The sequence below is a fragment of the Curtobacterium citri genome (genome assembly GCF_030362955.1).
GTDB lineage: Bacteria > Actinomycetota > Actinomycetes > Actinomycetales > Microbacteriaceae > Curtobacterium > Curtobacterium citri.
In genome coordinates, this window is record NZ_JAUCML010000005.1 from 222,264 (window position 1) to 249,018 (window position 26,755).

Consider the following 26,755-nt stretch of genomic DNA (forward strand, 5'->3'; position numbering starts at 1 on the left):
GCGGCGAGCGTAGCGGGCGGCCCCGCCGCCGGCGGTCAGGCGTGCGTCAGTGCGATCAGCGCGACGTTCATGGTGCTGTAGGCGCCCTCGGACCGGGTGGCCTGGCGGACGCGACCCCGCAGGACCTCGTAGCGGCCGTCCTGCTCCCGGACGAACCCGATGACGCCGCTCGCCGGCGTCGAGACGCGGTGGTAGCCGTCCTCCAGTGGGACGACCTCTGTGCTCGTCGTGCGCTCCATGGTGCTTCCTTCCGCTCGTCGTCGAACGATGGCCTCCACCATACCCCGGTCCGGGGTACAAGCCCTCCACAAGTCGCCCATCACCGGGGGTTCTCGGAGCATCCACCCGTTGTGTGCGTCGCCTGGATAGCATCGGGGCCACGGCTCCCCCGCGGGGCCGCACCGAGGGTGCCGACGGCGCCCCCGCCGACGGACGGAGGACGGATGCGAGCGGTCCACGACGGATCGAGCACGGACGACACCGGAGCGGACCGGTCACCCCGGCGACCGAGGCCGCGCGCTCGGGGCGGGCGGGCCGCACGGCTCGCCGCCCGCCTCGGGAGCCTGCTCCTCGCCGCCGGACTCGTGCTCGCACCCGCCGCAGCCGCGCACGCCACCGACCCGGTCGACCTGGGCGGTGCGTACGTCGTCGACGAGGCCGGCGTGCTCAGCAGCAGCCAGCGGAGCGAGGTCGAGCGGGCCGTCTCCGACCTGTACGACCGCACGCAGACGCAGCTCTACGTGGTCTACGTCCCGACCTTCACGAACCCGAGCGACCACACCGCCTGGGGCGACGCCCTCATGGAGCGCAACCAGATCGACTCGGACGCCATCGTCCTGTCCGTGGCGGTCGACGACCGGATCGCGGACATCCAGCAGACGAACGAGACCGCGCTGTCCCGCGGGGACGTCGAGTCGGCGTACCAGGACGACGCCGTCCCGCAGCTGCGGAACGGCGACTGGGCGGGGGCCGCGGTGGCCCTCGCCGACGGACTCGTGCAGACCCAGGCACCGGCGGACCTCACGTGGCTCTGGGTCCTGCTCCTCGTGGTCGTCGTCGGTCTCGTGGTCGTCGTGCTGGTCGTCCGCACCCGCAACAAGCGCCGGACGGCCGAGGCCGAGCGGGCGCAACAGGCCTCGCTCGCCGGGCTCGAGCGGAAGGCCGGCGGCGCACTCGTGACGATCGACGACGAGCTCCGCACGGCCGAGCAGGAGGTCGGGTTCGCCAGCGCGCAGTTCGGCGAGGACGCCGCGAAGCCCTTCGCCGAAGCGGTGGCCGCCGCGAAGCGCTCGGTGCGGCAGGCCTTCTCGTACCAGCAGCAGCTCGACGACGAGGTGCCGGACTCCCCGCAGCAGCGGGCGCAGTGGGCGAACGACATCATCGCGATCTGCGAGCGGGCGCACGCGTCGATCGAGGAGCAGACCGAGGCGTTCGACCGGCTCCGCGCGCTCGAGGACGGCGTGGAGGACGCCGCGACGGCGCTCGCGTCGGCGGTGGCCGCGGCGCCGGCCGACCTCGACGCGGCCCGTCGCGCACTCGAACGGGTCCGTGGGCAGTACACCGGCAGGACCCTCGCCACGGTCTCCGACAACGTCGCCCAGGCGGACCAGGTGCTCGGCTTCGCCACCGAACGTTCGCAGGCGGCGACCGCGGCCATCGCCGCGGGCGACAAGGGCGAGGCGGTGATCGCGGTCCGGGACGCCCAGCACGCCCTCGCGCAGGTGCAGCAGCTGACCACCAGCGCGACCGGAGCGGAGCGCACCTTCTCCGAGGCGTCGGCGCGGGCCGAGGCGATGCGCGTCGACATCGAGGGCGACGTCGCCGCGGCGCGTGCGATGCGCTCGGCCGACCCGGCGCTGGCGGGAGCCGTGACCCGCGCCGACACCGTGCTGCGGCAGGGCCTCGACCCGCGCGACCCGATCGCCGCGGTCGACGTCCTGACGCGAGCGAACACGGACATCGACGCCGCGCTGGCCGCGGCACGCGGTGCGCAGGAGCAGCGCCAGCGGGCGCAGCGGGCCCTCGACGACGCCCTGCGCGACGCACGAGCGCGCATCAGCCAGGCGCGGGACTTCATCTCGGTCCGACGGGGCGGTGTCGGGACGACCGCACGGACCCGGCTGTCCGAGGCGGAACGGGCACTCGACGACGCGGTGGACCTCGCGACGACCGATCCCGCCAGTGCCGTCCAGGCAGCGCGTGCCGCGGAGCAGTACGCGGCGGCTGCGATGGACGCGGCGAACGACGACATGGGCGGGTGGCCCGGCCAGGGCGGGGGCGGCGGCAACGGCGCACAGCTCGGCGGACTGGTCACCGGCATCGTGCTCGGCGGCCTGCTCGGCGGCCGCGGCGGCAGCTTCGGCGGCGGCAGCTTCGGCGGCGGGTCCTTCGGCGGGGGCGGCTTCGGCGGCGGAGACGGCGGCGGTGGCGGGGGCGGCGGCTTCTCGGGCGGCGGCCGCTTCTGAACGCCGTTCCACCGACCGCCGCGGCCTGACCCGGCCAGCGGCGCAGCACGACCGAACCAGCACCACAACGGACCTTCCACGAAAGGGAAAGCAATGGCAAAGCAGACCATCTTCGGCCGGATCTCCTCGCTCATCCGGGCGAACGTGAACCAGATCATCGACGACGCCGAGGACCCGCAGAAGATGCTGGACCAGCTCGTGCGCGACTACTCGAACAACATCGCGGACGCCAAGACCGCGATCGCGCAGACGATCGGCAACCTCCGCCTGCTCGAGCAGGACCACGAGGAGGACAAGCGCGCCGCGACCGAGTGGGGGCAGAAGGCCGCGAACGCCTCCGCCGCTGCCGACAAGTACCGCGCGGAGGGCAAGACGGCGGACGCCGACAAGTTCGACAACCTCGCGAAGATCGCCATCGGTAAGCAGCTCGCCGCCGAGCAGGAGGTCAAGGACAACGAGGGACCGCTCGCCACGCAGAACGAGCAGGTCGAGAAGCTGAAGTCCGGGCTCGCGGGCATGGAGCAGAAGCTCGAGCAGCTCAAGGCCAAGCGCGACACCCTCGTCGCACGGCAGAAGACCGCCGAGGCGCAGTCGAAGGTGAACGACGCCATCGGCAACATCGACATCACCGACCCGACGAGCGACCTGAACCGCTTCGAGGAGAAGGTCCGTCGCGAGGAGGCGAAGGTGCTCGGCCAGCAGGAACTGCAGGCGTCGAGCCTCGACGCGCAGTTCGAGAGCCTCGAGGACGTCGGCCGTGACGCCGAGGTGGAAGCCCGGCTCGCCGCGCTGAAGAACGGCGGATCCAGCTCGATCTGAGCCGGTTCCCCGGACGACGCCGGACCGTGCTGACAGACTGAGACGATGCAGTTCCTCGTCGTCGGTCAGTGGCAGGGTTCGGCGTCGTCGCGCGCGATGCGCCTCGGCGACGGAGCGCAGGCCATCGCAGCCGATCTCCCCCGTGCCGCCACCACCGTCGTCGACGTCCCCGCCGGTGCCGGGGACCGCCTCGAGACCGCCGTCGCCCGCTACACGGCGGTCCGCGCGGTCGCCGAACGCGTCGCGGAGGAGGCGGGTGTCGCGAGCGAGCCCGTCCTCGTCGTCGGCGGCGACGGATCGAGCGTGCTCGGCGCCACCGTGCTCGTCCGACCGGGCACCGCGTTCGTCCGCATCGCGGGCTCCAGCGGGTACCGGTCGCTGAACCGCGCGCAGCCGGTGGCGGCGGAGACCGCCGTGCTCCGGCTGCTCGTCGACCGGTCGGACGAGCTGTTCCCCGACCTGCCGACCGTCGACCCGGCGGCCGTCGTCGTCGCCGGCATCCGTGGGACGGACGACGCCGAGCTCGCCGCGCTCGACCGCATCGGCATCACCCACCTCGACGTGGACGCGGCCACCCCGGACGCGGTCGCGGCGGCCGTGGACGCCACCGGTGCCGAGGGGGTCTTCGTCCACGTCGACCTCGACGTCCTCGACCCGGCGGAGGTGGACGGGCTGCTCGAGCCGGTGCCCTTCGGTCTCGATGCCGCCGGGCTCGTGGAGCGCATCCAGGCGGCCACGCGCGGTCGCCGGCTGGTCGGTGCGGCCCTGACCGGGTTCGCGCCGGTCGACCCGGACCGCGCGGTCGACGACCTCGGCGTGATCCTCCGCGCGGTCGGCGCCCTGACGACGGCGTCACGCGCGGCCTGACCGGTCCCCGCACCCGGCGCGCACCGACCGGTCCCCGCGGCACGCACTGACCGGTCCCCGCGTCCGGCACGCCGGTCCCCGCACCGCACCCGGCCGATGCACCGTCGCCCCGCGTACGTTCGGGAGCATGACGGACTACGACCTCATCGTGATCGGAGCCGGCGCTGTCGGCGAGAACGTGGCGGACTACGCCCACAAGCGCGGCCTGTCGGTCGCCGTGGTCGAGGCCGAACTGGTCGGCGGCGAGTGCTCCTACTGGGCGTGCATGCCGTCGAAGGCCCTGCTGCGCAGCGGGCACGCGGTCGCCGCCGCGAAGCGCGTGGACGGAGCCGCCCAGGCGGTCACCGGGCACGTCGACGCCGCGAAGGTGCTCGCCCGTCGCAACTCGTTCACCTCCGACTACCAGGACGACAGCCAGGTCGCGTGGCTCGAGTCCTCCGACATCGCCCTCATCCGCGGCCACGCCCGCATCACCGGCGAGAAGACCATCGAGGTCGGCGGCGAGGAGTACACCGCGACGGCCGCCGTCGCGGTCGTCACCGGTTCGCTCCACCAGCTGCCGGACGTCCCGGGGCTCGCCGACGCACAGCCGTGGGGAACCCGCGAGGGCACCAGCGCCCAGGAGGTCCCGGAGAGCCTGCTCGTCATCGGCGGCGGCGTCGCCGGCTCGGAGCTCGCGACCGCGTGGGCCTCGCTCGGCTCGAAGGTCACCCTGGTCGCCCGACACGGTCTGCTCGGCGGCATGGAGCCCTTCGCCGGTGAACTCGTCGCCGACGCGATGCGCGAGCTCGGCATCGACGTGCGCACCGGCGTCAGCCCGACACGCGTCGACCGCGACGAGCACGGCCTCGTGACCACGACGCTCGACGACGGCACCACGGTGGTCACGAGCGAGGTGCTCGCCGCGACCGGCCGCAAGGCCCACACCGCCGACCTCGGCCTCGAGACGGTCGGACTGACCGCCGGTGACTGGCTCGAGGTCGACGACACCATGCTCGTGCAGGGCACCGACTGGCTCTACGCCGTCGGCGACGTCAACCACCGCGCGCTCCTCACCCACCAGGGCAAGTACCAGGCGCGCGCCGCCGGCGAGGCGATCGCCGCCCGCGCCCAGGGCCGTCCCGTGCACACCGAGCCGTGGGGCGCCCACGTCGCGACCGCCGACCACGCCGCAGTGCCGCAGGTGACGTTCACCGACCCCGAGGTCGCGAGCATCGGTCTGACCGAGGACGCGGCCCGGAAGCAGGGGCTGAACGTCCGCGCCGTCGAGTACGACCTCGGTGCCGTCGCGGGCTCCGCGCTGCAGGCGGACGGCTACACCGGCCGGGCGAAGATGGTCGTCGACGAGGACCGCGGCGTCGTCGTCGGCGTGACCTTCGTCGGACAGGACGTGGCCGAGATGCTGCACGCCGCCACGGTCGCCGTCGTCGGCGAGGTGCCGATCGACCGCCTCTGGCACGCCGTACCGGCCTACCCGACCATGAACGAGGTCTGGCTGCGCCTGCTCGAGACCTACGGCCGCCCGGAGTAGGGGTGCGCAACCCGCTCCTCGACTCCCCCGCGTCCCGCGCCGGGTGGTTGTTCGCGACCGCCGTCGGGCTCGCGGTCGGCGTGCCGCTCTCGATCGGGCGCGTCCGGGTCGAGGACGGGTTGGTCGTCTGCACGGGCCTGCCGCGCTGGGTCTTCCGGCGCGGCGGCACGTGCGTCGGCTCCGTGTACCTGACGCGCGACAACGACGGACCGCGGGTGCTCCGCCACGAGCGCGTGCACGTGGCGCAGTGGCGGCGCTACGGCATGCTCATGCCGCTGCTGTACGCCGTCGCCGGACGGGACCCGCTGCGCAACCGCTTCGAGGTCGAGGCCGGCCTGGAGGACGGCGGCTACCGCTGACCTTCCGGTCCCGACCGCACCGAGCGGGCCGGAACTGAGCGGGCAGGTTCCGTCACGCTCGGTGCGCAGCACCGACCGGAACCGCCCGCCCGGCGGACGTGAGCGGCAGGTCCTGCCCACTCGCGAGCAGCCCGCGGCTGCGCGGCGACCTCAGGCCGCGCGACGCCGCGGCACCACGAGGGGCGTGCCGGTCTCCGGGTCGGGGACGACCACGCACGGCAGCCCGAAGACGTCCTCGACCAGCTCGGACGTCAGGACCGCCGCCGGGGTCCCCTGCGCGACGATCGCCCCGTCGCGCATCGCCACCAGGTGCGTCGCGTACCGCGCGGCCTGGTTGAGGTCGTGCAGCACCGCGACGACGGTCCGTCCCGCGGCGTGCAGGGCCGAGGCGAGCTCGAGCACGTCGTACTGGTGGGCGATGTCGAGGAACGTCGTCGGTTCGTCGAGCAGGACGATGTCGGTCTCCTGCGCCAGCACCATGGCGATCCAGACCCGCTGCCGCTGTCCGCCGGAGAGCTCCCCCACGCTGCGGTCGGCGAGTGCGACCGTGTCGGTCTGCTCGAGGGCGGCCTGCACCGCGCGGCGGTCGGACCCGGACGACGGGTGCAGCAGGTCCTGGTGCGGGAAGCGCCCGCGGGACACGAGGTCGCGGACGGTGATGCCCTCGGGTGCGATCGGCGTCTGCGGGAGCATGCCGACCCGGCGCGCGACGGCCTTCGGGCGGTAGGAGGTGATGGGGGCGCCGTCGAGGAACACCGTGCCCGCGCTCGGGGTGAGGGTGCGGGCGAAGGCCTTGAGGAGCGTCGACTTGCCGCAGGCGTTCGGTCCGACGATGACGGTCAGCTCGCCGTCCGGCACGTCCACGTCGAGCGCGGAGACCACGACGCGGTCGTCGTACGCGAGCGTCAGGCCACGGACGCCGAGCGCAGTCGTCGGGAGCGGTGGCAGATCGGTGTTCAGTGCTCGGCCTTGCCGTGCCGCCAGTACCCCATGAACGCGACCTGCTCCCGGTCGAGCCCGACCCCGCGCACCAGGTGCCGACGGAGCTCCTTGACGCAGCCGGCCTCGCCCGCGATCCACGCGTACACGAGCCGCTCGTCGACGGGCGCCGGCACGTCCCAGAGCACCTGCTCGTCCACGTCCACCTCGGAGAGCTCGACGCCGGACGGGTCGACGGCACCGGGGGCGGACGCGCCGACCACGACGTCCGAGGCCCACGCCTGCACCTGGTCGGTCATCCGGACGCCGTGCGAGGCACCGTTCCGGGCGATCCACCGGACCTCGACCCCGGCGGGCGCGGTCACGGGCAGCCGGTCGGCGTCGGTCGGGACCTCGATGAAGACGTGCCCGACGGCGGTGACGTCGAGCGCCTCGAGGATCGCGCAGATGGCCGGTGCGGCGGTCTCGTCGCCGGCGAGCAGGATGCGGGTGGCGCTGCCCGGCGCGAACTCGGCGGCGCCGCTCGGCAGCTCGGCGGGCGACGACGGCACGGCCGGGCCGACGATCCGCAGCTCGTCGCCGACGCGGCACGACGACACCCAGCGCGACGCGGGGCCGGTGTCACCGTGGGCGACGAAGTCGATGTCGAGCTCGTGGGCGTCGGGGCGGAACGACCGCACGGTGTAGGTCCGCAGCGGGTTGCGCTCCGCGTCCGGCAGGGTACGCCAGGCGCCGTACCAGTCGTCGCCGTCGGGCAGGTCGGTGAACCCGTGCCCGGGGATCGGCAGGACGAGCTTGATCCGCTGGTCGAGCCCGACCGCCGAGAAGTCGGCGAGGGCGTCACCGGTGAGCGTCACCCGGACGAACGACGGGGTGAGCGCGGTGACGGCCGCCACGCGGACGGAGAAGACGCGGTACCGGGCTGCCACGAGAACGAGTATGGCATGCCTCACCTAACCCTTCCAGGGTGGAACGGGGTACCGCCCCCGGGTGCGAGGATCGGAACCGTGCACGAACCCGACGACGAATTCGCTGACCTGGCCGCGCTCGCAGCGGCGAGCGGGGTGGCGGAGCCGCTACGCGCCTCCCGGCAGGTGGTCCGGACCGACGACGGTCGCGAGACCGCCGCGATCCGGTGGGACGCGGCGGACGGACGGGAGGCGCGGATCACCTACCTGCACGGGCTCGGCATCGACGCGCACAGCTTCGACCAGACCGCGATCGCGGTCGGCGAGCCGGCGGTCGCCCTCGACCTGCCCGGGCACGGCCGGTCGTCGTGGCGGGACGACGCGGACTACGGCGCCACCGCGACGGCACCGCAGGTGCTCGCCGCGCTCGACGCGCTCGGGGTGCCGCCCGGCGTCGTCGTCGGGCACTCGCTCGGTGCGATCCTCGCGGCACGGCTCGCGGCGACGGCGCCCGAGCGGGTGACGGGGCTCGTGCTCGTCGACATGTCGCCCGACTTCGCGCAGCGGGCGGTCGACCGGATCGCCCGGGCGCTCGAGGACGAGACCCCGTTCGCCTCGCTCGACGAGGTGGTCGACCGCGCGGTCGAGGCACGCGTCGGCGACGACCGGGCGGTGCTCCTGCGCGAGGCGCGGCACACCACGCGGCTCGGCGAGGACGGCCGGCTCGTGCGGCGGCACCACTTCCCGCACCTGGCCGGCCGGACCGCGTCGGTCGGCCGGTTCGCCGACGCGTGGCCGGACCTCGAGGCCCTGGACGTCCCGCTGCTGCTCGTCCGCGGCGACCGCGGGTACGTCTCACCGAAGCTGCACACCGGGTTCACGGAGCGGCTGCCGGACGCGGAGGTCGTCACCGTCACGGCCCGGCACGCCGTGCAGAACCAGGCACCCCTCGAACTGGCGGCGGCGATCCGGGCATGGGGCGAGCGGCACGGAGTGTTGCAGCCGGTGACGTCGCTGCAGCCCGACGGATCGTCGCTCCTGGATGGGTCGATGCACCCGGACGGGTTGTTGCACCCCGTACAGGAACCGTCGCCGGACACCCCCGAGCGCCGGTAACCTCGTGCGAGCGCGACGCGACGACCGTCGACGGCATGCGCCCGGAAGGAACCCACACACCCATGAGTCCGCTCCTCCCCCGCACCGGGACCCGCACCGGAACCCGCGCCGGGACCCGCTCGGCACGTCTCGCCCTGGCCGCCACCGCGGTCGCCGTCGTGTCGGCTCTGACGCTCACCGCCTGCTCGGGCTCCTCGGACGACCGCGGCGGCGCCGACGCCACCGTGCGCGTCGGGCTCGTGCTCGAGCCGACCAGCCTCGACATCCGCAAGCAGTCCGGGGCGGCACTCGACCAGGTGCTCATCGACAACGTCTACCAGGGACTGGTCGGCCGGACGGCGGACGGAGAGATCCGCGACGTGCTCGCGTCGCGGCACGAGGTGTCCGCCGACGGCAGGACCTACACGTTCACGCTGCGGAAGGGCACGACCTTCCAGGACGGCAAGCCCGTCACCGCCGCCGACGTCGTCTGGTCGCTGCAGCAGGTCAAGGACGACGCCGGCTACGTCGACTCGGCGAAGCTCGCCGGGGTCACCTCGATCAGCTCGCCGTCGGACGGGGTCGTCGAGCTGCGGCTGGCGAAGCCCGACTCCGACCTGCTCTTCACCCTGACCGGTCGCGCGGGCCTGGTGCTCGAGCAGGCCGCGCGGAACGACCTGTCCGACAGCGCGAACGGCACCGGACCGTTCGAGGTGTCCTCGTGGAAGCAGGGCGACTCGCTGACCTTCAGCCGCAACGACGACTACTGGGGCACCGAGCCGAAGGTCGCGAAGATCGTGTTCCGGTACATCACGGACCCGTCGACGGCCGTGAACGCGATGGCGAACGGCGACCTCGACGTGCTCAACCCCGTCGACGGCACGCTGCAGGGCCAGCTGCAGGGCAACCCGGACATCGCGCTCCACCGCGGCAGGACGACCGACAAGTACACGCTCGCGTTCAACGACGCCCGCGCACCGTTCACCGACGTGCGGGTGCGGAAGGCCATCCGGCAGGCGATCGACCCGAAGGCCCTCATCAAGGCCGTCGGCGGAACGGGCGTCGAGCAGGGCGGCCCGATCCCCGAGCTCGACCCGGGCTACGAGGACCTCACCGCGATCGACGCGTACGACCCGGCCAACGCGAAGAAGCTCCTCGCCGAGGCGGGGAAGCCCGACCTCGACCTGACGCTCACCTACGCGAACGTCTACCCGGCGACGATCGGCGACGTGCTCAAGTCGCAGCTCGCCGACGTCGGCATCACGCTGAAGGTCGAGCGCGTCGACTTCGCCACGTGGCTGTCGCAGGTCTTCCAGGACAAGGACTTCCAGCTGTCGATGGTCGACCACGTCGAGGCACGGGACTTCGGCAACTGGGCGAACCCGGACTACTACTTCGGCTACGACAACGCGGAGGTGCAGGCGCTGTACGCCGAGTCGCTCGCCGCGACCTCGGAGACCGCGAAGGTCGAGGCGCTCCGCAAGGCCGCCCGCATCGTCAGCGAGGACGCCGCCGGCGAGTGGCTGTACACCGCGACGGAGATCACGGCCGTGCGCAAGGGCGTCACCGGGTTCCCGGTCGACGGCGGGAACTCGCGACTCGACCTGTCGAAGCTGGCGCTCGGGTGAGCCCGGCTCCACGGGACGGGGCGCCGTTCCCCGTAGCATCGGGGACGTGACCCGGTTCCTCGTCGGGCGACTGCTCCTGCTCGTCGTCGGCCTGCTCGTCGCGAGCATCATCGTGTTCGCGACGCTGCGCGTGCTGCCCGGCGACGTCGCGCAGGTCGTCGCCGGCACCGAGTCGACGCCCGCGCAGGTGGAGCAGCTCCGGCAGCAGCTCGGCCTCGACCGTCCGGTCGTCCTGCAGTACCTCGACTGGATCGGCGGGGTCCTGCGCGGCGACCTCGGACGCTCCCTGGTGACCAACGGCGCCGTCGGCCCGGAGATCGCGCAGAAGCTCGCCGTGACCCTGCCGCTCGCAGGCATGTCGCTCGTGGCGGCGCTCGTGATCGGGGTGCCGCTCGGTGTGCTCGGCGCGGTGCTCCGGCGTCGCGCGGGCGGTGCCGTGATCGGCTTCCTCGCGCAGGCCGTCGCCGCGGTGCCGGTCGTCTGGGCCGGCATGCTCCTCATCGCCCTCTTCGCGGTGACGCTGCACTGGCTGCCGACGCAGGGCTTCCCGCTCGACGGGTGGGACGAACCCGGACGGGCGTTCTCCTCGCTCGTGTTGCCGGCGCTGACGATCGGCGCCGTCGAGGGTGCGGTGATCCTGCGCTTCACCCGCTCGGCGACACTGTCCGTGCTCGACGCCGACCACGTCCGCACCGCCGCGGCCGTCGGGCTCACCCGCACGCAGGCGCTGCTCCGGCACGGCCTGCCGTCGGTGGCGCTCACCGTGCTGGCCGTGCTCGGCGTGCAGATCGCCGGGCTCCTCGTCGGCGCGGTCGTCGTCGAGCAGCTGTTCTCGCTCCCCGGCGTCGGCCGCATGCTCGTGACCGACGTCGGCCGTCGGGACGTCACGAAGGTGCAGTCGGAGCTCCTCGTCCTCACCGGCCTGGTGCTGCTCGTCGGCTTCGCGGTCGACGTCGTGCACCGCGCACTCGACCCGCGGCAGCGGGAGGTGGGCGAGTGATCCGCCGCCTGCTCGCCCGGCCGACGGGGTGCTTCGCCGTGGTCGTCCTCGGGCTCCTCGTCGTGCTCGCCGTCGTGTCGCTGTTCTGGACCCCGCAGGACCCCTTCCGCGCGGACCCGTTCCGGCAGTGGGCCGCGCCCGGTCCGGCGCACTGGTTCGGCACCGACGCCGCGGGCCGGGACATCGCGAGCTACCTGCTCGCCGGCACCCGCACGACCGTGCTCGTCGCGCTCGGGTCCGGGGTCGTCGCGAGCGTCGTCGGGATCGTCCTCACCGCGGTCGGCTCGCTGACCACGCGGTGGGTGCGCGAGGGCACGGCCGTGCTCCTCGACATCCTCGTCGCGTTCCCGACGCTCCTCACCGCGATGCTCCTGACCGCGGTGTTCGGCGGCTCCCTCGGCGTCGTCGTCGTCAGCGTCGGCCTGTCCTTCGGTGTCTCGATCGCCCGCGTCACCCGCGGGGAGATCCGCCGCATCGCCCGGAGCGACTACGTCGTGGCCGCCCGGGCGTCCGGGGTCGGTCCGCTCGGCGTGCTCACCCGGCACCTCGTGCCGAACGCGGCGCCGCTGTTCACGGTGCAGCTGTCGCTCGCGATGGCGACCGCGGTCCTCGCCGAGGCCGGGCTGTCGTACCTCGGGTACGGCGCCGGGTCGGACACCGCCTCGTGGGGCAACCTGCTCGCCGACCTCCAGACCTACATCGGCGTGCACCCCTGGAGCGCCACCTGGCCGGGCGCCGCGATCGCCCTCGTCGTCGCCGCCCTGTCGCTGCTCGGCGACGCGGTGCGCGACGCGACGGACCCGCGCCTCACCACCGGGGACCGCGCGTCGAGCAGCACGACGACCATCCCGGGGGTGACGGCATGACCGACGCGACCACCCACCGGACCGAGCGCGACGGACTCGAGGTGCGCGGACTGACGGTCCGCATCGCGGGGCGGACGGTCCTCGACGACGTCACGTTCACCGTGCCTCCCGGCCGGCGCGTCGGCGTCATCGGCGCCTCCGGGTCCGGCAAGTCCATGACCTCGCTCGCCCTGATGGGGCTCGAGCCCACCGGGGCGGAGGTCACCGGCAGCATCCGCCTCGACGGCACCGAGCTCGTCGGCCTGCGCGACCGCGAGCGATCCCGGCACCGCGGTGCCGGGATCGGCATGGTGTTCCAGGAGCCGGGCACGGCGCTCGACCCCCTCCGCCGCGTGGGTGCGCAGGTCGCCGAACCCCTCCGGCTGCACCGCGGCCTGGACCGTCGTGCGGCGGCCACGGCGGCCGTCGCCCTCGCGGACGCCGTCGGGCTGCCCGATCCGGCCTCGCTCCTGCGCCAGTACCCGCACCAGCTGTCCGGCGGGCAGCGGCAGCGGATCTGCATCGCGATGGCGATGGCCGGCTCCCCCGCCTACCTGGTGGCGGACGAACCCACGACCGCCCTCGACGTGACCACCGAGGCGCGCATCCTCGAGCTGTTCGCGCGGCTCTCGACCGACCGCGGCACCGGCATGCTCTTCGTGACGCACGACCTGGCGGTGCTCGCGCGGATCGCGGACCAGGCCGTCGTGCTCGACCACGGACGGGTCGTCGAGCAGGGTTCCGTCCGTGCGCTCCTCGACGCACCCCGGCACCCGGCGACGGCCGCCCTCGTCGACGCCGCCCGTGCCACCGCGCGATTGACCGGAGGCTCCGCATGACCGACGCGCTGCGCGCCAGCGGGCTCCACCGCACCTACCGGCTGCCGCGCCGGGGACCGTTCGAGCCCGGACCGGTGCGCACCGCGGTGGACGGCGTCGACCTGACGGTCGCCACCGGGTCGCGGCTCGGGATCGTCGGCGAGTCCGGGTCGGGCAAGTCGACGCTGGTGCGCCTGCTCGCCGGCCTGGAGGCGCCCACCACGGGCACCGTGACGGCCGGCGGACGTCCGGTGGTCGCCTCGGCCTCCGCGCGCACCATGCGCTGGTTCCGCCGCGAGACCGGGATCGTGTTCCAGGACCCGTACGCATCGCTCGACCCACGGATGCGCGTCGGGGCGATCGTCGGCGAGCCGCTGCGGGCGCTCCGGGTGCCGGGCCGGCACGCCGAGCTCGTTCGTGCGGTGCTCGAGCGGGTCGACCTGCCCGCCGACGCCGTCGACCGGTACCCGCACGAGTTCTCCGGTGGGCAGCGGCAGCGGATCGCCATCGCGCGGGCGGTCGTGCACGGGCCGCGGGTCCTGTTCGGGGACGAGCCGATGAGCGCCCTCGACGTGGTCGTCCGTGCGCGCGTGATCGACCTCTTCCGGTCGCTCGCCGACGACCTCGGCCTGACGCTCGTGCTCGTGTCGCACGACATCGGCGTGGTGCAGCGGCTGTGCGACACCGTCGCGGTGCTGTCGGCCGGGAGGATCGTCGAGCAGGGACCGGTGTCGCTCCTCGACGACCCGCAGCACGCGGTGACGCGGGCGCTCGTGGCGGCGGCGCCGACGCTGCCGTAGGCGCGCCGGGCCCCTGCGTCGCCCGGCCCGGTCCGGCGGGCGGCGGTCGGTCGGTTGGCCAGCGCGCCGTCTGCGACGTTCCACGTGTCGATCGACGCGCGCGACGTCGCAGACGCCGCACCTCAGCCCCGCGTCACCACTGCGGCGGGTGGCGCCGCTGCCAGCGCAGCCGGCGTTCGAGCTGGGCGCCGATCGCGAGCAGGACGCGCTCACCGCCCGGTCGCCCGACGAGCTGCACGCCCATCGGCAGCCCGGCACCGTCGTGGTGTCCCTCCTCGGTGACGCCGACGGGCAGCGTGATCGCGGGCAACCCCGACACGTTCGCCATCGACGTCCACGGCGAGTACGCGCACTGCCGCCGGAAGTCCTCCTCCGGGTCGTCGCCGTACCAGCCGAGCGGCCGTGGGGTCAGCGCCAGGGTCGGCGTCAGCACGGCGTCGAAGGGGTCGAACGCCCGGATCAGGCCGGCCGAGAACGTGTCGAGGGTCGCGGTGGCGTCGAGCACCTGCTCGGCGGTCAGCCGTCCGGCACGTTCGACGAGCCACGCCACGAGCGGGGTCAGCTCGGACCGGTCGAGGCCCGGCACGCGCAGCAGCCCGGCGGCACTCGACTCCCACGCCGTACGGAAGGCGTCGGCGTACGGCAGCCGGGGCATCACCACTTCCTCCACCCCGTGCCCGACCTCGCCGAGCACCCGCACGGCGGTCGCCACCGCAGCCCGGGCTGCCGGGTCGACCACGACGTCGACGGTCTCGTCCCACGGCGACCCCTCGAGCACCCCGACGACGAACCGGCCCTCGCCCCGGACGGCGGCGGCCGTGAAGGGTCCCTCGCCGACCTCGGGGGTGACGAGCGCGTACGGCGACGGCTCCGGCAGCCCGGTCGGCGCCACGAGGGCGTCGAGGAGCATCCCGGCGTCGGCCACGTTCCGCGTGATCGGTCCGGCGACGCTCAGCCCACCGACACCGGAGCGCCCGGGCATCGACGGCACCCGCCCCCGGCTCGGCTTGAGCCCGACGAGTCCGGTGGCGGCGGCGGGGATGCGCACCGAGCCCCCGCCGTCGGTGCCGACCGCCGCGGGCAGGAGTCCGGCCGCGACGGCCACCGCCGTGCCGCTCGACGACCCGCCCGGCGCCCGTGCCGTGTCGTACGGGTTGCGGGTCGTGCCGAAGCGGGTCTCGGACGACGAGGACATGCCGAACTCCGGCGACGTCGTCTTGCCGAGGCTCACGGTCCCCGCCGCGGCGAGCGCCGCCACCAGCGGATGGTCGGCGGTCGCGGGCGTCACCGGCAGCGCGGTCGAGCCGTGCCGTGTCGGGACCCCGGCCCGGTCGTACAGGTCCTTGTCCGCGGTGGGCAGGCCCCACAGCGATCGGGAGGTCGGTACGAGCGACCCGAGCCGTTCCGCCCGCTCACGCGCGGCGTCGGCGGTGACGGTGACGAACGCCCCGAGGGACGGGTCCAGCCGCTCGATCCGGGCGAGGTAGTGCTCGGTCACCTCGAGCGCCGTCGCGTCCCCCCGGCGGATCCAGTCCCAGAGTTCCTGTGCGGCGAGGTGGTGGAGTTCGAACACGGTCCCCGAGCCTAGGCGGACGCCGGTGCGTCGAGGTGCGCTGCGAGGACGTCCCGCACGCTCGTCCAGCGGTGCGGCCCGTAGCGGTCGTTCGCCACGTGGTGCAGCTCGGCCTCGCCGCTGAACATGCTGACGAAGTACTGCATCCCCTGCCACGCGGGGAACGGTTCCTCGTCCCCGGCGCTCGACAGCCGTCGGCCGATGCGTGCCATCCCGGAGAGGGTGCTCGCGGTCCCGGCCCACTGCGTCCGGAAGCGCGTGCCGGTGAGCTGCGACAGGGTGTCCGCGACGCTCCTGGCCGTCACCCGGTCCCCGGCGACCTCGACGTACCGCGGTGCGTCCGGGTCGAGCGCGGCGAGCGCCGTCACCCGTGCGGTGTCGTCCTTCGTCGTGAAGTCGAGCACCTGGTCGGCGGACGACCAGTACAGGACCGTGCGACGGTCGAACAGGATCATCGGGGCCTGTCCGGTGAGCATGTCGGTGAAGGCACCGTTCAGGACCGAGGTGGCCCGGACGGGTGCGGCGTCGACGGTCGCGGCGAACTCGCGGCGCAGCTCGAAGTTGCGGTTGGTCCCGGGGGTGATCGCCCGGTAGTCGGCGGAGTAGTCCGACGGGACGAACCGCGGCACCCCGGCGGAGACGGCCGCGCGGAGCAGCGCGGTCTGCGCGTCGACGATCACGGACCGGGTGCCGCTCACCGCGGCGACGGCGACGTCGACCCCGGCGAGCGCCGACACGAGCGCGTCGTGGTCGTCGTAGGCGGCGCTGACGACCGACACCCGGTCGGACGCGGCGGCGAGCCGATCGGCGGCGGGCGAGGAGCCCGACCGGGTGAGCACCCGGACGCGCACGTCGGGGTCGTGGTCGAGGAGTGCGCGGACGATGCGCGCACCGAGGTCGCCGGTGGCGCCGGCGACGAGGACGGTGGTGGTCATGTCCCCGACGGTACGCACGTGCGGCGGTCGCGGCACCGGCTTGCATCCTTCGGTGGAGGTCCCGGGATGCGTCCCTCCGCCGGTCGTCCCGGCGGACGGCCGTTCCTAGCGTGGACGGCATGACGAACACCACCGAAGTCCGGCCCGGCGCCGGCACCGTCGTCCCCGAACGGACGGGGGTCGCGGGCCTGGTCTCCCGGCACCCGCTCGCCTCCTTCGCCACCCTGGCGCTCGGCCTCAGCTGGCTCGCCTGGGTGCCGTACATCCTGAGCCCGCACGGTCTGGGCGTGTGGGACCTGCACTTCCCGGAGTTCCTCGGCACCGCGCAGTTCACCGGCGTCCTGCCCGGGGCACTCCTCGGTCCGCTCGGCGGCGCCTTCGTCGTCACGGCGATCGCCGACGGTCGGCCGGGGCTGCGGCGGTGGGTCGGTCGCCTCTGGCGCTGGCGGGTCGCCTGGTACTGGTACGCACTGGCCCTGGTCGGCGTCCCGGCGCTCATCGTCCTGACGGGCCTGCCCTTCTCGGGCGGGAACGTCCAGGCGCCGCCCGCCCTCGCCCTGCTCGCCCTCGTGCCGGGTCTCGTGGTGCAGCTGTTCACCACGGGTCTGTCGGAGGAGCCCGGCTGGCGTGACTTCGCCCTCCCCCGCCTGCAGGACCGCTTCGGACCGCTCGGTGCCGCCGCCGTGCTCGGCCCGCTGTGGGCGCTCTGGCACATGCCGCTGTACCTGTCGGACTGGGGCGGGTGGCCGGACGCACACTGGTCGGAGCCGGTCGTCTTCGCGCTCTTCACGATCACCTTCAACGTCGTCATGACGTGGGTCTTCAACCGGACCGGTGAGAGCCTGCCGGTCGCGCTCCTGCTGCACGTCGGGGTGAACAACACGATCTCGACCCTCTGGGCCGACATGTACCCGGGGATGACCGCCGGCACGATGATGCAGGGGCTCACCATCGTCTCGACGGTGGCCGCCGCGGTCCTGCTGGTCGCCACCCGTGGTCGGCTCGGGTACGACCGCCGGCCGGGAGGCACGGATCGCCTCCCGACGCCGGCCCCCGCCCGCCTCGTAGGATCGAACGATGGCACCCGCTGAAGCGAGTGCGGCTCGCGTCGCCGCCGACTCCCGCACCGCGCGGGTCGGCGGCGACCGTCGCCTCCGTCGGAACGACGTCCTGGTCGCCGTCGCGACCGCCGTCGTCTCGCTCGGACTGCTGCTCGGGCTGCCCTTCCTGGACCGGATCGACCCGGACACCGTCGGTCCACGCCTCGACGCCCCGACGGTCGGCAGCGGGGCCTGGCTGCTCGCCGCCCTCGGGCTCCTCGTGCAGTCCGCGGTCCTGCTCGCCGCGCGACCCGCCCCCCGGGTCTCCCTCGTCGCGGTCGCCGCGGTCCCGGTCATCGCAGTGTCCGCCACCCACGAGAGCAGCGACGTGTTCGGCCTGGCCGCGCTCCCGGTCGTGGTCGCCGTCGTCCTGACCGCCCTGCGCGTCCCGTTCGGACGGCTCTGGCCGGCACTGGTCGTCGCGGCGGGTCTCGTCGCGACGGGCACCGCGGAGAACTGGATCCTCCTGCACGGAGCGCTCTCGGGCCGCCCCGTGTCGGCCGCGGTGCTCGACGCCGCACCGCAGGGGTTCACCCAGGCGGTCGGGGCCGTCGGACTCCCGCTTGTCGTCGCCCTGGTCGTCCGGTCGCGGCGCGACGTGCGGGCGGCACGGGAGGCCGAGGTCGCTGCCCGCACCGCCGAGGCCTCGGCCGTCGTCCGCGAGCAGGATGCCCGCGTCGACGCCGCCGTCTCGCGCGAACGGACCGCGATGGCGCGGGAGCTGCACGACATCGCGGCGCACCACCTGTCCGGCATCGCCCTCATGTCGGCCGTGATCGACCGGCAGATCGACACCGACCCGGCCGCCGCCCACGAGGGCGTCCGCCAGGTGCGGGAGCAGAGCACCGCGGTGCTCGAGGACCTCCGTCGCCTGGTCGGCCTGCTCCGCGACGACGCCCCGGCCGAACGCGCCGTGGAGACCGTCGCCGGGATCGTCGACCTGGTCGAGCGCGCCCGGTACCGGTCCGCGGTGCGCCTCGAGGTCCTGCCGGGCGACCGCGAGCTGGCCGACGGCGTGGGGCCGCTCGCGCAGCTCGCCGCGTACCGGACGGTGCAGGAGGCACTCGCGAACGCGGCCCTGCACGCTCCGGGGGCCGAGGTGACCGTCACCGTGGACGACCGCGACGACGAGCACCTGATGCTCACCGTCGAGAACGGGGCGCCCGCCGCACCGGCGTCGGGGAGCACGGCAGCGGGTGGGAACGGACTGCGCGGCATGCGCGAGCGGGCGGACCTGGTGGGGGCGCGCCTCCAGACCGGTCCGACGGAGACGGGAGGCTGGTCGGTGACGCTGGGACTCGGACGTGAGTCGGCGGAGGTGCCCCGGTGATCCGGGTGCTGGTGGCGGACGACCAGCCGCTGGTGCGGGCGGGGATGTCGGCCCTGCTCGCGGCCGAGCCCGACGTCGAGGTCGTCGGTGTGGCGGCGGACGGCGGCGAGGCCCTCGCCCTGGCGCGGAGTACCCGACCGGACGTGGCGGTGCTCGACATCCGGATGCCGGTGCGGAACGGCATCGAGGTCGCCCGCGAGCTCTGCGCGCCCGACGCCGACCCCGCCGTGCCCGTACTGATGCTGACGACGTTCGACCTCGACGACCTGGTGTTCGGCGCGCTCGAGGCCGGGGCGTCCGGGTTCCTGCTCAAGGACGCCGAGCCCGACGTGATCGTCGACGCCGTCCGGCAGGTCGCCGCGGGCAACGGCACCATCGACCAGACCCTCACCCGGCGGGTCCTGCGGGAGTTCGTGTCGCGGCGGAGCCTCCAGCCGGTGACCGGCGACCGGGCGTCGGAGGTGCTGACCGCGCGCGAGCGGGACGTGCTGCTGCTCCTCGCGCAGGGGATGTCGAACGAGGAGATCGCGGCGGCACTCGTCGTCGAGGTGTCCACGGTGAAGTCCCACCTGGCGCGGATGCTCCCGAAGCTCGGAGTCCGGTCGCGCCTGCAGGCCGTGGTGTGGGCGTACCAGAACCGGGTGGTGGCGGTCCCCGAGGGGTAGCTGGGCGGAGCGGTCACCCGCCGACCGCGGCCACGACGGCGTCGACCGCGGCCGTCACGGCACGCTCGCGCACGACGGGGTCCTCGTGCTCGGACTCGTGCACGAACGTGGTGGCCCCACGGACCGCGCCGCAGTAGTCGACGACGCCGTGCTCGAGCTGCGTCCGGAGTGCCTCGCCGTACCCGTGCCGCTCGTACACCCCGGCGTCGTCGCCGGCGATCGGGACGAGGTGCACCGTGAGCCGTCCGAGCCGACGCTCGATCCGTCCGTCGTCCCCGACGCCGAAGGCCCACCCGTTCACGAACACCCGGTCGAGCCACCCCTTGAGCAGCGCCGGGACGGACCACCACCAGACCGGGAACACGAGCACGAGGTGGTCCGCCCGGTCGAGCCGTGCCTGCTCGGCCGCCACGTCGGACGCGGGGTCCTTCCCGGTCCGGTACGTGTGCCGGTCCGCCGCGGTGGAGCGCGGATCGAAGCCCTCGGCGGCGAGGTCGGCGAGCTCGACCGGGCCGGACGCGGCGAGGGCGTCGCGGAGGCGCCGAGCCACGGCGAGCGTCAGCGAGTCGGGGTCGGGGTGGGCGGTCACGATGAGGGTCGGCACGACCCCATGATGCCGAGGCACGGTGGACGGACACCGCGCCGGACGGGAGGCGCGCGGCGGGCCAGCACCGCGCCTCCCGTCCGACCCGTGGGACGATTGCCGGATGACCGCCACGCTCGTCGCCAAGGACCTCGCCGGCGGGTACGCCGTACGCACGCTCTTCGAGGGTCTCGATCTCACCGTCGCCCCCGGTGACGTGATCGGTCTGGTCGGGGTGAACGGTGCCGGCAAGTCGACGCTGCTGCGCCTGCTCGCCGGGGTCGACGAGCCCCTCGCCGGCACCGTGTCGACGAACCCGCCCGACGCCTTCGTGGGCTGGCTCCCGCAGGAGCACGAACGCGTCGTGGGCGAGACCGTCGCCGCGTACGTCGCCCGCCGCACCGGGTGCGCCGACGCCACCGCCGACATGGACCGCGCAGCCGAGGCCCTGGGCGACCCCGACGCCGAGGACGCCGCGGCCGACCGGTACTCCGTCGCGCTCGAGCGCTGGCTCGCGTCCGGTGCCGCCGACCTCGAGGAACGACTGCCCGTGGTGCTCGGCGAACTGGGTCTGGACGTGACGGCGGACGGCGCAGGCGTCGGACCGGACTCGCCGATGACGGCGCTGTCCGGCGGGCAGGCGGCCCGGGTGGGACTGGCCGCGCTGCTGCTCTCCCGCTTCGACGTGGTGCTCCTCGACGAGCCGACGAACGACCTCGACCTCGAGGGGCTCGACCGGCTGGAGCAGTTCGTCCGCGGCCTCCGCGGCGGCGCCGTGCTGGTCAGCCACGACCGCGAGTTCCTCGCCCGGTCGGTGACGGCGGTCCTCGAGCTCGACCTCGCCCAGTCGTCGCACCGGCTGTTCGGCGGCGGGTACGAGGCGTACCTCGAGGAGCGCGAGATCGCCCGCCAGCACAAGCGGGACGCGTACGACGAGTACGCCGCCACGAAGGCCGACCTCGTCTCGCGCGCCCGGACGCAGCGCGAGTGGTCGAGCCAGGGCGTGCGGAACGCCATGAAGAAGGCGCCGGACAACGACAAGATCCGCCGGAAGGCCGCGAGTGAGTCGAGCGAGAAGCAGGCGCAGAAGGTGCGGCAGATGGAGTCGCGCATCGCCCGGCTCGACGAGGTCGAGGAGCCCCGCAAGGAGTGGCAGCTCGCCTTCACCATCGGCAGCGCCCCGCGCTCGTCGGCGGTCGTCGCCACCCTGTCCGACGCGGTCTACGAGCAGGGCGACTTCACGCTCGGCCCGGTGTCGCTGCAGGTCTCCGGTGGCGACCGCATCGGCATCACCGGTCCGAACGGCGCCGGCAAGTCGACGCTGCTCCGGGCGCTGCTCGGCCGCACCGCGCCGACGACCGGGTCCGCGTCCCTCGGGTCGAGCGTCGCGGTCGGCGAGGTCGACCAGGCCCGCGCGGCGTTCACCGGCGAACAGCCCCTCGCCGCGGCGTTCGAGGACCTGGTCCCCGAGATGACGACGGCCGACGTCCGGACCCTCCTCGCGAAGTTCGGGTTGAAGGCCGACCACGTCGGACGCCCCTCGTCGGCGCTGTCCCCGGGCGAGCGGACGCGCGCTGGTCTCGCCCTGCTGCAGGCCCGCGGCGTGAACGTGCTCGTGCTCGACGAGCCGACGAACCACCTCGACCTCGCCGCGATCGAGCAGCTCGAGCAGGCGCTGGAGTCCTACGACGGCACCCTGCTGCTCGTCACCCACGACCGGCGGATGCTCGACACCGTGCGGTTGGACCGGCGGTGGCGGGTCGAGGCGGGTCGCGTCACCGAGGGCTGAAGAGGAAGGTCGGGCGCGCTCCGCTCAGCGGCCACGCGAAGCGTTGCGCGGGGCGCGCCGACCGAGCCTGCGAGGGAGGACCGTGGCGGGGTCCGCCACGCGCCTCCCGACCGACACCGGTGCCGTCAGTGCGCGGAACGGTGGAACGGGCAGCCGCCGGAGCGGCCGGTGGCCGCGCCGCGGCGCGCGACGCGTCCGCCGGACGCCGGCTTCGTCGGCATACGCCGACGGTCGACGTCGAGCCCGGTGTCGAGCACCTCGAGCCGGGGGTCACCGAGCACCGCGACCGCGGTGGCGAGGGCCGCGACCGCGACCTTCTCCCCCGGGCACCGGTGTCCGGTCGCGACGTCCGCGCCGCCGTGGGGCACGAAGGTCCGCACGGCCTCGACGTCGTCCCAGCTCGTGACGTCGAGCCAGCGCGACGGGTCGAACCGGTCGGCGTCCGACCACGAGCGGTCGTCGGTGTCCGTGCCGAGGACGTCGAGCACCACCCGGCCGCCGGCGCGGACGCGCTCCCCGTCGAGCTCGACGTCCTCGGTCGCCCAGGCGGGCAGCACGGGCACGAACGGCGCGGTGCGGCGGATCTCCTGCGCGAACGCGACGGCAACGGGCCCGTCGACCAGGGAGCCGCGCTCGACGGTCTCCTCGGCGATCCGCCGGCGCCACTCCGGCCGGTCGTGCAGCTCCTTCGCCGCGAACGCCACGAACCGGGCGACGGCGATCGCGGGTCGGATCGAGTTCTGCAGCTCGATGCCGGCGGTCCGCGGGGGCAGCAGCGCACCGTCCTGGTCGCGGTGCCAGGCCCACTCGTGGAGCGCCGTGCCCGCCGCGGGGTGCAGGCGCTCGCCCCGGACGGCCTCGACGAGCCGGGCTGCGTGCCGGTCCGACCAGTGCCGGTTCAGCGCCGCGAGCAGGTACTCCGGTGAGTAGGGCACGCCGAACCCGTCGACGACCTGCGCGAGCTTCGCCGCCCACCGGGTCTTCGCGGCGGCCGTGCCGGGCAGGCCCGCCCACCGCATCACCGCGCGACCGATCGCACCGACCGCGGCGTCGTAGGCGCTCCGGCGTCCGCCCGCGAGCCAGGCGTCGCGCTCGCGGGACCACTCCTCGGCGAGGAAGGGCGTGAGGCGGCGGACCTGCTCGTCCTCGTAGGCGACGTCGACGAAGGTCGCCTTGCGGTGCCGGTGCTCGGCGCCGTCGAGCGAGTGCACCGACCCGACCCCGAACAGGGTGCGCTGCACGAGCGCCGGCATCGCCCCGTGCCGTCGCGTGCGGGAGCCGTCGTAGAAGAGGTCGACGCCCTCCTCGCCGCGCACGAGCAGTGCGGGCTTGCCGAGCAGCCGGAAGGGGACCGCACGGGCGTCCGGTCGCGTGCGTCGCCAGAGGTGCGCGCCGAAGCCGTAGCCGCGGGTCAGGATGCCGAGGGAGTCGTCGATGGCCATGCCGCCCATGCTGCCGACCGCTCGGTGTCCGTCGGGTCAGACGGGAGCGGCCCGGCGTCGTCACGACGCGCCCGCGCGGTGCGGTCGCGGCCGCGATGTGGTGCACTGGTCCAGGGAGGGGCACATGCGACGCAGGACCTGGGGCATCACGATCGGCGCGGTGGCGGCCGCCGCGCTCGCCGCCGTCGGGATCGGTGCGGCGGTGCAGCCGTCGGCCCCCGTCGAGACCGCTGCCGCGCGCAGCACGGCGACCCCGACCCCGACACCGAGCCCCATCCCGACGCTCCCCGCGGTCCCGGCGGCGGCGTCCGAGGCCGAGCTCGCCGCCCTCCCCCTCGCCTTCCACGACGCGGTCGTGCCCGAGCTCCTCGACGGCAGCCACGTCCGGCCGGACAACCGCTGGGAGATCGCCACGCCGAAGCAGCGGCTCGTCGCGCTGTACGCCGACGCCGCGCCCGACGCCCGCCCGGTGGCGACCCTCGCGTCGACCGTGTCCACCATCGACACGCCCGCGGCGACCGCGGTCTGGGGCCGCTCGGCGGGACAGGACGGCGGCATGGTCCTCGTGTCGACGCCGGCCCGGAACCGGACGCCGGGCGACGGCGGTGACCCTACCGCGCCGAGTGCCACCTTCGCGTGGGCCCGTGCCGCCGACTTCACGATCGCCCCGACGGACCGGATGATCCGGGTCGACGTCCAGGCCTCGACGGTGTCGGTGGTCGCCAGGGACGGCTCCGTGTCGGCGACCGAGGCGGCCCGGCTCGGCACCCCGGACGACCCGACACCGACCTCGACCGCCACCTACGTCGAGGCCGCCTACGTCGACGCCCGCGTGACCTACACGCAGGGCAACCCGATCATCCTCACCGGTGCGCACTCCTCGCGGATCCCGCAGTACGGCGGCAACGCGGCCCTGACCGCCCTGCACTACTACCCGGACCCGACCGGCAGCTCGCACGGGTGCGTGCGGATCTCCGCCGCGATGACGACGACCCTGTCGCAGCTGCCGGTCGGGACGGCGATCTGGTTCAGCTGACCGGCTGCAGGCCGAGGCGCACGACGACCTCGGCGGCCTCCTCGTCGGGCGACCGGTCCGCGGCCACCGTCAGGTGCGCCTCGTCCGGCTGCGGCGGTTCGAGCGTCGCCAACTGCGAGGCGAGGAGCGACGTCGGCATGAAGTGGCCGGACCGGGCGGTCATCCGCTGCTCGATGGTCCCGGTGTCACCGGCGACGTGCACGAACACCACGCCGGGCGCCCGCAGCACGTCCCGGTAGGAGCGCTTGAGCGCCGAGCAGGTCACGACGCCCGGGGTCCCCGTGTCGAGGTGCTCCCGGATCCAGGCCGCGACGAGGTCGAGCCACGGCCAGCGGTCGTCGTCCGTGAGCGGTGTGCCCGCATGCATCTTCTCGACGTTCGCCGCCGGGTGCATGTCGTCGCCCTCGGCGAGGTCCCACCCGAGCTGGTCGGCCAGGGTCGCGGCGAGGGTCGACTTGCCCGAGCCGGAGACGCCCATGACCACCAGGACCCGTGCCTCGGCGCCCGGCATCAGAAGAACACCCCGGCGATGAGCACGCCCACGAGGCCGATGACCGAGATGAGGCACTCGAGCACCGTCCACGTCTTGAACGTCTGGCCGACGGTGGTGCCGAGGTAGCCCTTGACGAGCCAGAACCCGGCGTCGTTGACGTGCGACAGGAAGACCGAGCCCGCGCCGATCGCGAGCACCAGGAGCGAGGTCTCCGGCGTCGACAGGTCTGCGGCGATCGGGGCCATGATGCCCGCCGCCGTCACGGTCGCGACGGTCGCCGAGCCGGTCGCGACGCGCACGAGCGCGGACACCACCCACGCGACGAGCAGCACCGAGATGCCCGACTCCTGCACGGCGTCGGCGATCACACCGCCGATCCCGGTGTCGATGAGGACCTGCTTGAACCCGCCGCCCGCGCCGACGATGAGCAGGACCCCGGCGACCGGGGGCAGGGCGTCCTCGAGCGACTTCGCGACCGCGCTCCGGCCCATGCCGCCCCCGATCGCGAAGAACACCATCGCGAAGACGGTCGCGATGCCGATCGCGATGATCGGGCTGCCGAGGAAGTCGAGGAGCGAGACCCACGCACCGGCGGCGTCGGGAGCGGTCGCCTCGCGGACCGCCTGGGCGAGCATGAGGACGACGGGCAGCAGGATGCCGACGAGCGCGACCGCGAACGACGGGCTGCGCGGTTCGCTGATCACGCGGGTGAAGTCGCTCTTGCCGTTCGGCAGCGACGCGGTGTCCTGCGTGGCGGGGCCGCGGCGTGCCTCCCGGCCGGCGTGCGCGGGGTCGGACGACCCGGACCCGCGCGACCCGAACATGTCCGGCGCGGGGATGTCGACCCACCGTGCGGCGAACCGGGCGAAGACCGGGCCGGCCAGCACGATGACCGGGATCGCCAGCACGATGCCGAACGCGAGGGTCGTGCCGAGGTTCGCGCCGACGGTCGACACCGCGACGAGCGGGCCGGGGTGCGGCGGGACGAACGCGTGCATCGTGGACAGGCCGACGAGGGCGGGCACCGCGATCTTCATGATCGGGACGTCGCTGCGCTTGGCGACGAGCACGATGATCGGGATGAGGAGCACGAGACCGACCTCGAAGAACATCGGCAGGCCGATCAGTGCGCCGATGAGCGCCATCGTCCACGGCAGCGCGGCCTTCGACGAGCGCCGCACGAGGGTGTCGACGACCCGGTCCGCGGCACCCGAGTCGACGAGCATCCGACCGAACATGGAGCCGAGGCCGACCAGGATGCCGACGCTCGTCATCGTGGCACCGAACCCCGTACCGAAGCTCGTGACCGCCTTGTCTGGGGCGAGACCGGCCCCGATGCCGACGCCGAGCGCACCGATCGTCAGCGCGACGAACGGGTGCACCTTGAGCCAGGTGATGAGCACGATGATCACCACGATGCCGAGCAGCGCCGCGGTGATCAGCTGTCCGATCGGACCGGAGGGGTCGACGGTCTGCGTGCCGCCGCCCTCGGCGGCCAGGACGGTCAGCCCGTGCAACGTGTCGACCGGCGCGGTTCCTCCGGTGGGTGCGTGAGGCATCGGTGCCCCTTCCTGGAGCCGCCGCTTCGCGGCTCCGTCGCCTTCGTGTGGGTGTCGTGAGGCCCGGGACGTCGCGTGCGACGCCCGGCCCGAATAATCTGACAAATCAGACTCTACTGCCATCCGCCGCGCGGCACCCGCCCTGCGGCGCAGTCTGCCGCTTCGATGGAGACCGC

The 26,755-nt window shown here is 74.1% G+C and carries 25 protein-coding genes; 16 read left to right on the top strand and 9 right to left on the bottom strand.

Going from position 1 to position 26,755, the window contains the following annotated elements; all coding sequences use genetic code 11:
* Nucleotides 1–35: 35 nt before the first annotated feature.
* Entirely contained in the window at nt 36–239 is a 204-nt protein-coding gene (locus QUG92_RS09845; protein ID WP_058729997.1) for a hypothetical protein, read from the bottom strand.
* 204 nt (nt 240–443) lie between these two features.
* Here QUG92_RS09845 and QUG92_RS09850 point away from each other — a divergent pair, with 204 nt between their 5' ends.
* From QUG92_RS09850 to QUG92_RS09870, 5 genes are all read left to right on the top strand, one after another.
* On the top strand, nt 444–2,465 hold the full coding sequence (locus tag QUG92_RS09850) for a TPM domain-containing protein (protein ID WP_289458877.1): 2,022 nt from the start codon (nt 444–446) through the stop codon (nt 2,463–2,465).
* 93 nt (nt 2,466–2,558) lie between these two features.
* Entirely contained in the window at nt 2,559–3,284 is a 726-nt protein-coding gene (locus tag QUG92_RS09855) for a PspA/IM30 family protein (RefSeq protein ID WP_182047462.1), read from the top strand.
* A gap of 45 nt (nt 3,285–3,329) precedes the next feature.
* Nucleotides 3,330–4,151 carry an arginase family protein gene (locus QUG92_RS09860; RefSeq protein ID WP_069710738.1) on the top strand — a complete coding sequence of 274 codons (822 nt, stop codon included), beginning with the start codon at nt 3,330–3,332 and terminating at the stop codon, nt 4,149–4,151.
* A gap of 127 nt (nt 4,152–4,278) precedes the next feature.
* Entirely contained in the window at nt 4,279–5,682 is a 1,404-nt protein-coding gene (locus QUG92_RS09865) for a dihydrolipoyl dehydrogenase family protein (protein WP_289458878.1), read from the top strand.
* A 2-nt stretch (nt 5,683–5,684) separates the two neighbouring features.
* A complete protein-coding gene (locus tag QUG92_RS09870) occupies nt 5,685–6,041 on the top strand; it encodes a Fe-S oxidoreductase (RefSeq protein ID WP_289458879.1) in 357 nt (118 codons plus the stop codon).
* Between the two features lie 150 nt (nt 6,042–6,191).
* Here the strand turns inward: QUG92_RS09870 and QUG92_RS09875 are convergent, their stop codons facing one another.
* Nucleotides 6,192–7,001: an ABC transporter ATP-binding protein gene (locus tag QUG92_RS09875; protein ID WP_220456262.1), complete on the bottom strand. Its 810-nt coding sequence runs from the start codon at nt 6,999–7,001 to the stop codon at nt 6,192–6,194.
* A complete protein-coding gene (locus QUG92_RS09880) occupies nt 6,998–7,909 on the bottom strand; it encodes a siderophore-interacting protein (protein ID WP_289458880.1) in 912 nt (303 codons plus the stop codon). Before QUG92_RS09880 ends, QUG92_RS09875 begins: the two co-directional genes overlap by 4 nt.
* A gap of 78 nt (nt 7,910–7,987) precedes the next feature.
* On the opposite strand from QUG92_RS09880, the gene QUG92_RS09885 reads away from it, so the two are divergent.
* From QUG92_RS09885 to QUG92_RS09910, 6 genes are all read left to right on the top strand, one after another.
* Nucleotides 7,988–9,004 (top strand): alpha/beta fold hydrolase, encoded by a 1,017-nt coding sequence (locus QUG92_RS09885; RefSeq protein WP_289458881.1) that lies wholly within the window; start codon nt 7,988–7,990, stop codon nt 9,002–9,004.
* 62 nt (nt 9,005–9,066) lie between these two features.
* Nucleotides 9,067–10,611, top strand: a complete 1,545-nt coding sequence (locus tag QUG92_RS09890; RefSeq protein ID WP_289458882.1) for an ABC transporter substrate-binding protein — start codon at nt 9,067–9,069, stop codon at nt 10,609–10,611.
* Between the two features lie 46 nt (nt 10,612–10,657).
* On the top strand, nt 10,658–11,611 hold the full coding sequence (locus QUG92_RS09895; protein ID WP_289458883.1) for an ABC transporter permease: 954 nt from the start codon (nt 10,658–10,660) through the stop codon (nt 11,609–11,611).
* The gene (locus QUG92_RS09900; protein WP_289458884.1) at nt 11,608–12,477 is read left to right on the top strand and encodes an ABC transporter permease; all 870 of its coding nucleotides are present in this window, start codon (nt 11,608–11,610) and stop codon (nt 12,475–12,477) included. Before QUG92_RS09895 ends, QUG92_RS09900 begins: the two co-directional genes overlap by 4 nt.
* Nucleotides 12,474–13,295 carry an ABC transporter ATP-binding protein gene (locus QUG92_RS09905; protein WP_289458885.1) on the top strand — a complete coding sequence of 274 codons (822 nt, stop codon included), beginning with the start codon at nt 12,474–12,476 and terminating at the stop codon, nt 13,293–13,295. The genes QUG92_RS09900 and QUG92_RS09905 overlap by 4 nt, the downstream gene beginning before the upstream one ends.
* Nucleotides 13,292–14,074, top strand: a complete 783-nt coding sequence (locus QUG92_RS09910) for an ABC transporter ATP-binding protein (protein WP_289458886.1) — start codon at nt 13,292–13,294, stop codon at nt 14,072–14,074. Before QUG92_RS09905 ends, QUG92_RS09910 begins: the two co-directional genes overlap by 4 nt.
* 133 nt (nt 14,075–14,207) lie before the next feature.
* Here QUG92_RS09910 and QUG92_RS09915 read toward each other — a convergent pair whose 3' ends face one another.
* Nucleotides 14,208–15,647: an amidase gene (locus QUG92_RS09915; protein ID WP_289458887.1), complete on the bottom strand. Its 1,440-nt coding sequence runs from the start codon at nt 15,645–15,647 to the stop codon at nt 14,208–14,210.
* An 11-nt stretch (nt 15,648–15,658) separates the two neighbouring features.
* Nucleotides 15,659–16,582, bottom strand: coding sequence for an NmrA family NAD(P)-binding protein (locus QUG92_RS09920; protein WP_289458888.1), 924 nt, complete (start codon nt 16,580–16,582; stop codon nt 15,659–15,661).
* Nucleotides 16,583–16,701: 119 nt separating this feature from the next.
* Between QUG92_RS09920 and QUG92_RS09925 the strand changes: the two genes are divergently transcribed.
* Genes QUG92_RS09925 through QUG92_RS09935 form a run of 3 tightly spaced genes read left to right on the top strand, consistent with a single transcriptional unit; the run spans nt 16,702 to nt 19,677 of the window.
* A complete protein-coding gene (locus QUG92_RS09925; RefSeq protein ID WP_289458889.1) occupies nt 16,702–17,673 on the top strand; it encodes a type II CAAX endopeptidase family protein in 972 nt (323 codons plus the stop codon).
* Nucleotides 17,660–19,012, top strand: a complete 1,353-nt coding sequence (locus QUG92_RS09930; protein WP_289458890.1) for a sensor histidine kinase — start codon at nt 17,660–17,662, stop codon at nt 19,010–19,012. The genes QUG92_RS09925 and QUG92_RS09930 overlap by 14 nt, the downstream gene beginning before the upstream one ends.
* Nucleotides 19,009–19,677 (top strand): response regulator, encoded by a 669-nt coding sequence (locus tag QUG92_RS09935; protein ID WP_182047569.1) that lies wholly within the window; start codon nt 19,009–19,011, stop codon nt 19,675–19,677. The genes QUG92_RS09930 and QUG92_RS09935 overlap by 4 nt, the downstream gene beginning before the upstream one ends.
* Before the next feature lie 13 nt (nt 19,678–19,690).
* On the opposite strand, the gene QUG92_RS09940 is transcribed toward QUG92_RS09935, so the two are convergent.
* Complete coding sequence (locus tag QUG92_RS09940; RefSeq protein WP_289458891.1) at nt 19,691–20,281, bottom strand: NAD(P)H-dependent oxidoreductase; 591 nt, start codon at nt 20,279–20,281, stop codon at nt 19,691–19,693.
* Nucleotides 20,282–20,384: 103 nt separating this feature from the next.
* Between QUG92_RS09940 and QUG92_RS09945 the strand changes: the two genes are divergently transcribed.
* Nucleotides 20,385–22,049: an ABC-F family ATP-binding cassette domain-containing protein gene (locus QUG92_RS09945; RefSeq protein WP_289458892.1), complete on the top strand. Its 1,665-nt coding sequence runs from the start codon at nt 20,385–20,387 to the stop codon at nt 22,047–22,049.
* A gap of 125 nt (nt 22,050–22,174) precedes the next feature.
* On the opposite strand, the gene QUG92_RS09950 is transcribed toward QUG92_RS09945, so the two are convergent.
* Nucleotides 22,175–23,500: a cytochrome P450 gene (locus tag QUG92_RS09950; protein WP_289458893.1), complete on the bottom strand. Its 1,326-nt coding sequence runs from the start codon at nt 23,498–23,500 to the stop codon at nt 22,175–22,177.
* A 115-nt stretch (nt 23,501–23,615) separates the two neighbouring features.
* Here QUG92_RS09950 and QUG92_RS09955 point away from each other — a divergent pair, with 115 nt between their 5' ends.
* Nucleotides 23,616–24,527 carry a L,D-transpeptidase gene (locus QUG92_RS09955; RefSeq protein ID WP_289458894.1) on the top strand — a complete coding sequence of 304 codons (912 nt, stop codon included), beginning with the start codon at nt 23,616–23,618 and terminating at the stop codon, nt 24,525–24,527.
* On the opposite strand, the gene QUG92_RS09960 is transcribed toward QUG92_RS09955, so the two are convergent.
* Nucleotides 24,520–25,038 carry a gluconokinase gene (locus QUG92_RS09960; RefSeq protein ID WP_289458896.1) on the bottom strand — a complete coding sequence of 173 codons (519 nt, stop codon included), beginning with the start codon at nt 25,036–25,038 and terminating at the stop codon, nt 24,520–24,522. The genes QUG92_RS09955 and QUG92_RS09960 overlap by 8 nt on opposite strands.
* Nucleotides 25,038–26,579 carry a GntP family permease gene (locus QUG92_RS09965; protein ID WP_223246472.1) on the bottom strand — a complete coding sequence of 514 codons (1,542 nt, stop codon included), beginning with the start codon at nt 26,577–26,579 and terminating at the stop codon, nt 25,038–25,040. The genes QUG92_RS09960 and QUG92_RS09965 overlap by 1 nt, the downstream gene beginning before the upstream one ends.
* Nucleotides 26,580–26,755 lie beyond the last annotated feature (176 nt).

What these genes read in the sequence shown, in the direction of transcription:
- QUG92_RS09845 (WP_058729997.1), bottom strand. Translation starts at nt 239, where the DNA reads ATGGAGCGCACGACGAGCACAGAGGTCGTCCCACTGGAGGACGGCTAC.
- QUG92_RS09850 (WP_289458877.1), top strand. Translation starts at nt 444, where the DNA reads ATGCGAGCGGTCCACGACGGATCGAGCACGGACGACACCGGAGCGGAC.
- QUG92_RS09855 (WP_182047462.1), top strand. Translation starts at nt 2,559, where the DNA reads ATGGCAAAGCAGACCATCTTCGGCCGGATCTCCTCGCTCATCCGGGCG.
- QUG92_RS09860 (WP_069710738.1), top strand. Translation starts at nt 3,330, where the DNA reads ATGCAGTTCCTCGTCGTCGGTCAGTGGCAGGGTTCGGCGTCGTCGCGC.
- QUG92_RS09865 (WP_289458878.1), top strand. Translation starts at nt 4,279, where the DNA reads ATGACGGACTACGACCTCATCGTGATCGGAGCCGGCGCTGTCGGCGAG.
- QUG92_RS09890 (WP_289458882.1), top strand. Translation starts at nt 9,067, where the DNA reads ATGAGTCCGCTCCTCCCCCGCACCGGGACCCGCACCGGAACCCGCGCC.
- QUG92_RS09905 (WP_289458885.1), top strand. Translation starts at nt 12,474, where the DNA reads ATGACCGACGCGACCACCCACCGGACCGAGCGCGACGGACTCGAGGTG.
- QUG92_RS09910 (WP_289458886.1), top strand. Translation starts at nt 13,292, where the DNA reads ATGACCGACGCGCTGCGCGCCAGCGGGCTCCACCGCACCTACCGGCTG.
- QUG92_RS09920 (WP_289458888.1), bottom strand. Translation starts at nt 16,582, where the DNA reads ATGACCACCACCGTCCTCGTCGCCGGCGCCACCGGCGACCTCGGTGCG.
- QUG92_RS09925 (WP_289458889.1), top strand. Translation starts at nt 16,702, where the DNA reads ATGACGAACACCACCGAAGTCCGGCCCGGCGCCGGCACCGTCGTCCCC.
- QUG92_RS09930 (WP_289458890.1), top strand. Translation starts at nt 17,660, where the DNA reads ATGGCACCCGCTGAAGCGAGTGCGGCTCGCGTCGCCGCCGACTCCCGC.
- QUG92_RS09945 (WP_289458892.1), top strand. Translation starts at nt 20,385, where the DNA reads ATGACCGCCACGCTCGTCGCCAAGGACCTCGCCGGCGGGTACGCCGTA.
- QUG92_RS09950 (WP_289458893.1), bottom strand. Translation starts at nt 23,500, where the DNA reads ATGGGCGGCATGGCCATCGACGACTCCCTCGGCATCCTGACCCGCGGC.
- QUG92_RS09955 (WP_289458894.1), top strand. Translation starts at nt 23,616, where the DNA reads ATGCGACGCAGGACCTGGGGCATCACGATCGGCGCGGTGGCGGCCGCC.
- QUG92_RS09960 (WP_289458896.1), bottom strand. Translation starts at nt 25,038, where the DNA reads ATGCCGGGCGCCGAGGCACGGGTCCTGGTGGTCATGGGCGTCTCCGGC.
- QUG92_RS09965 (WP_223246472.1), bottom strand. Translation starts at nt 26,579, where the DNA reads ATGCCTCACGCACCCACCGGAGGAACCGCGCCGGTCGACACGTTGCAC.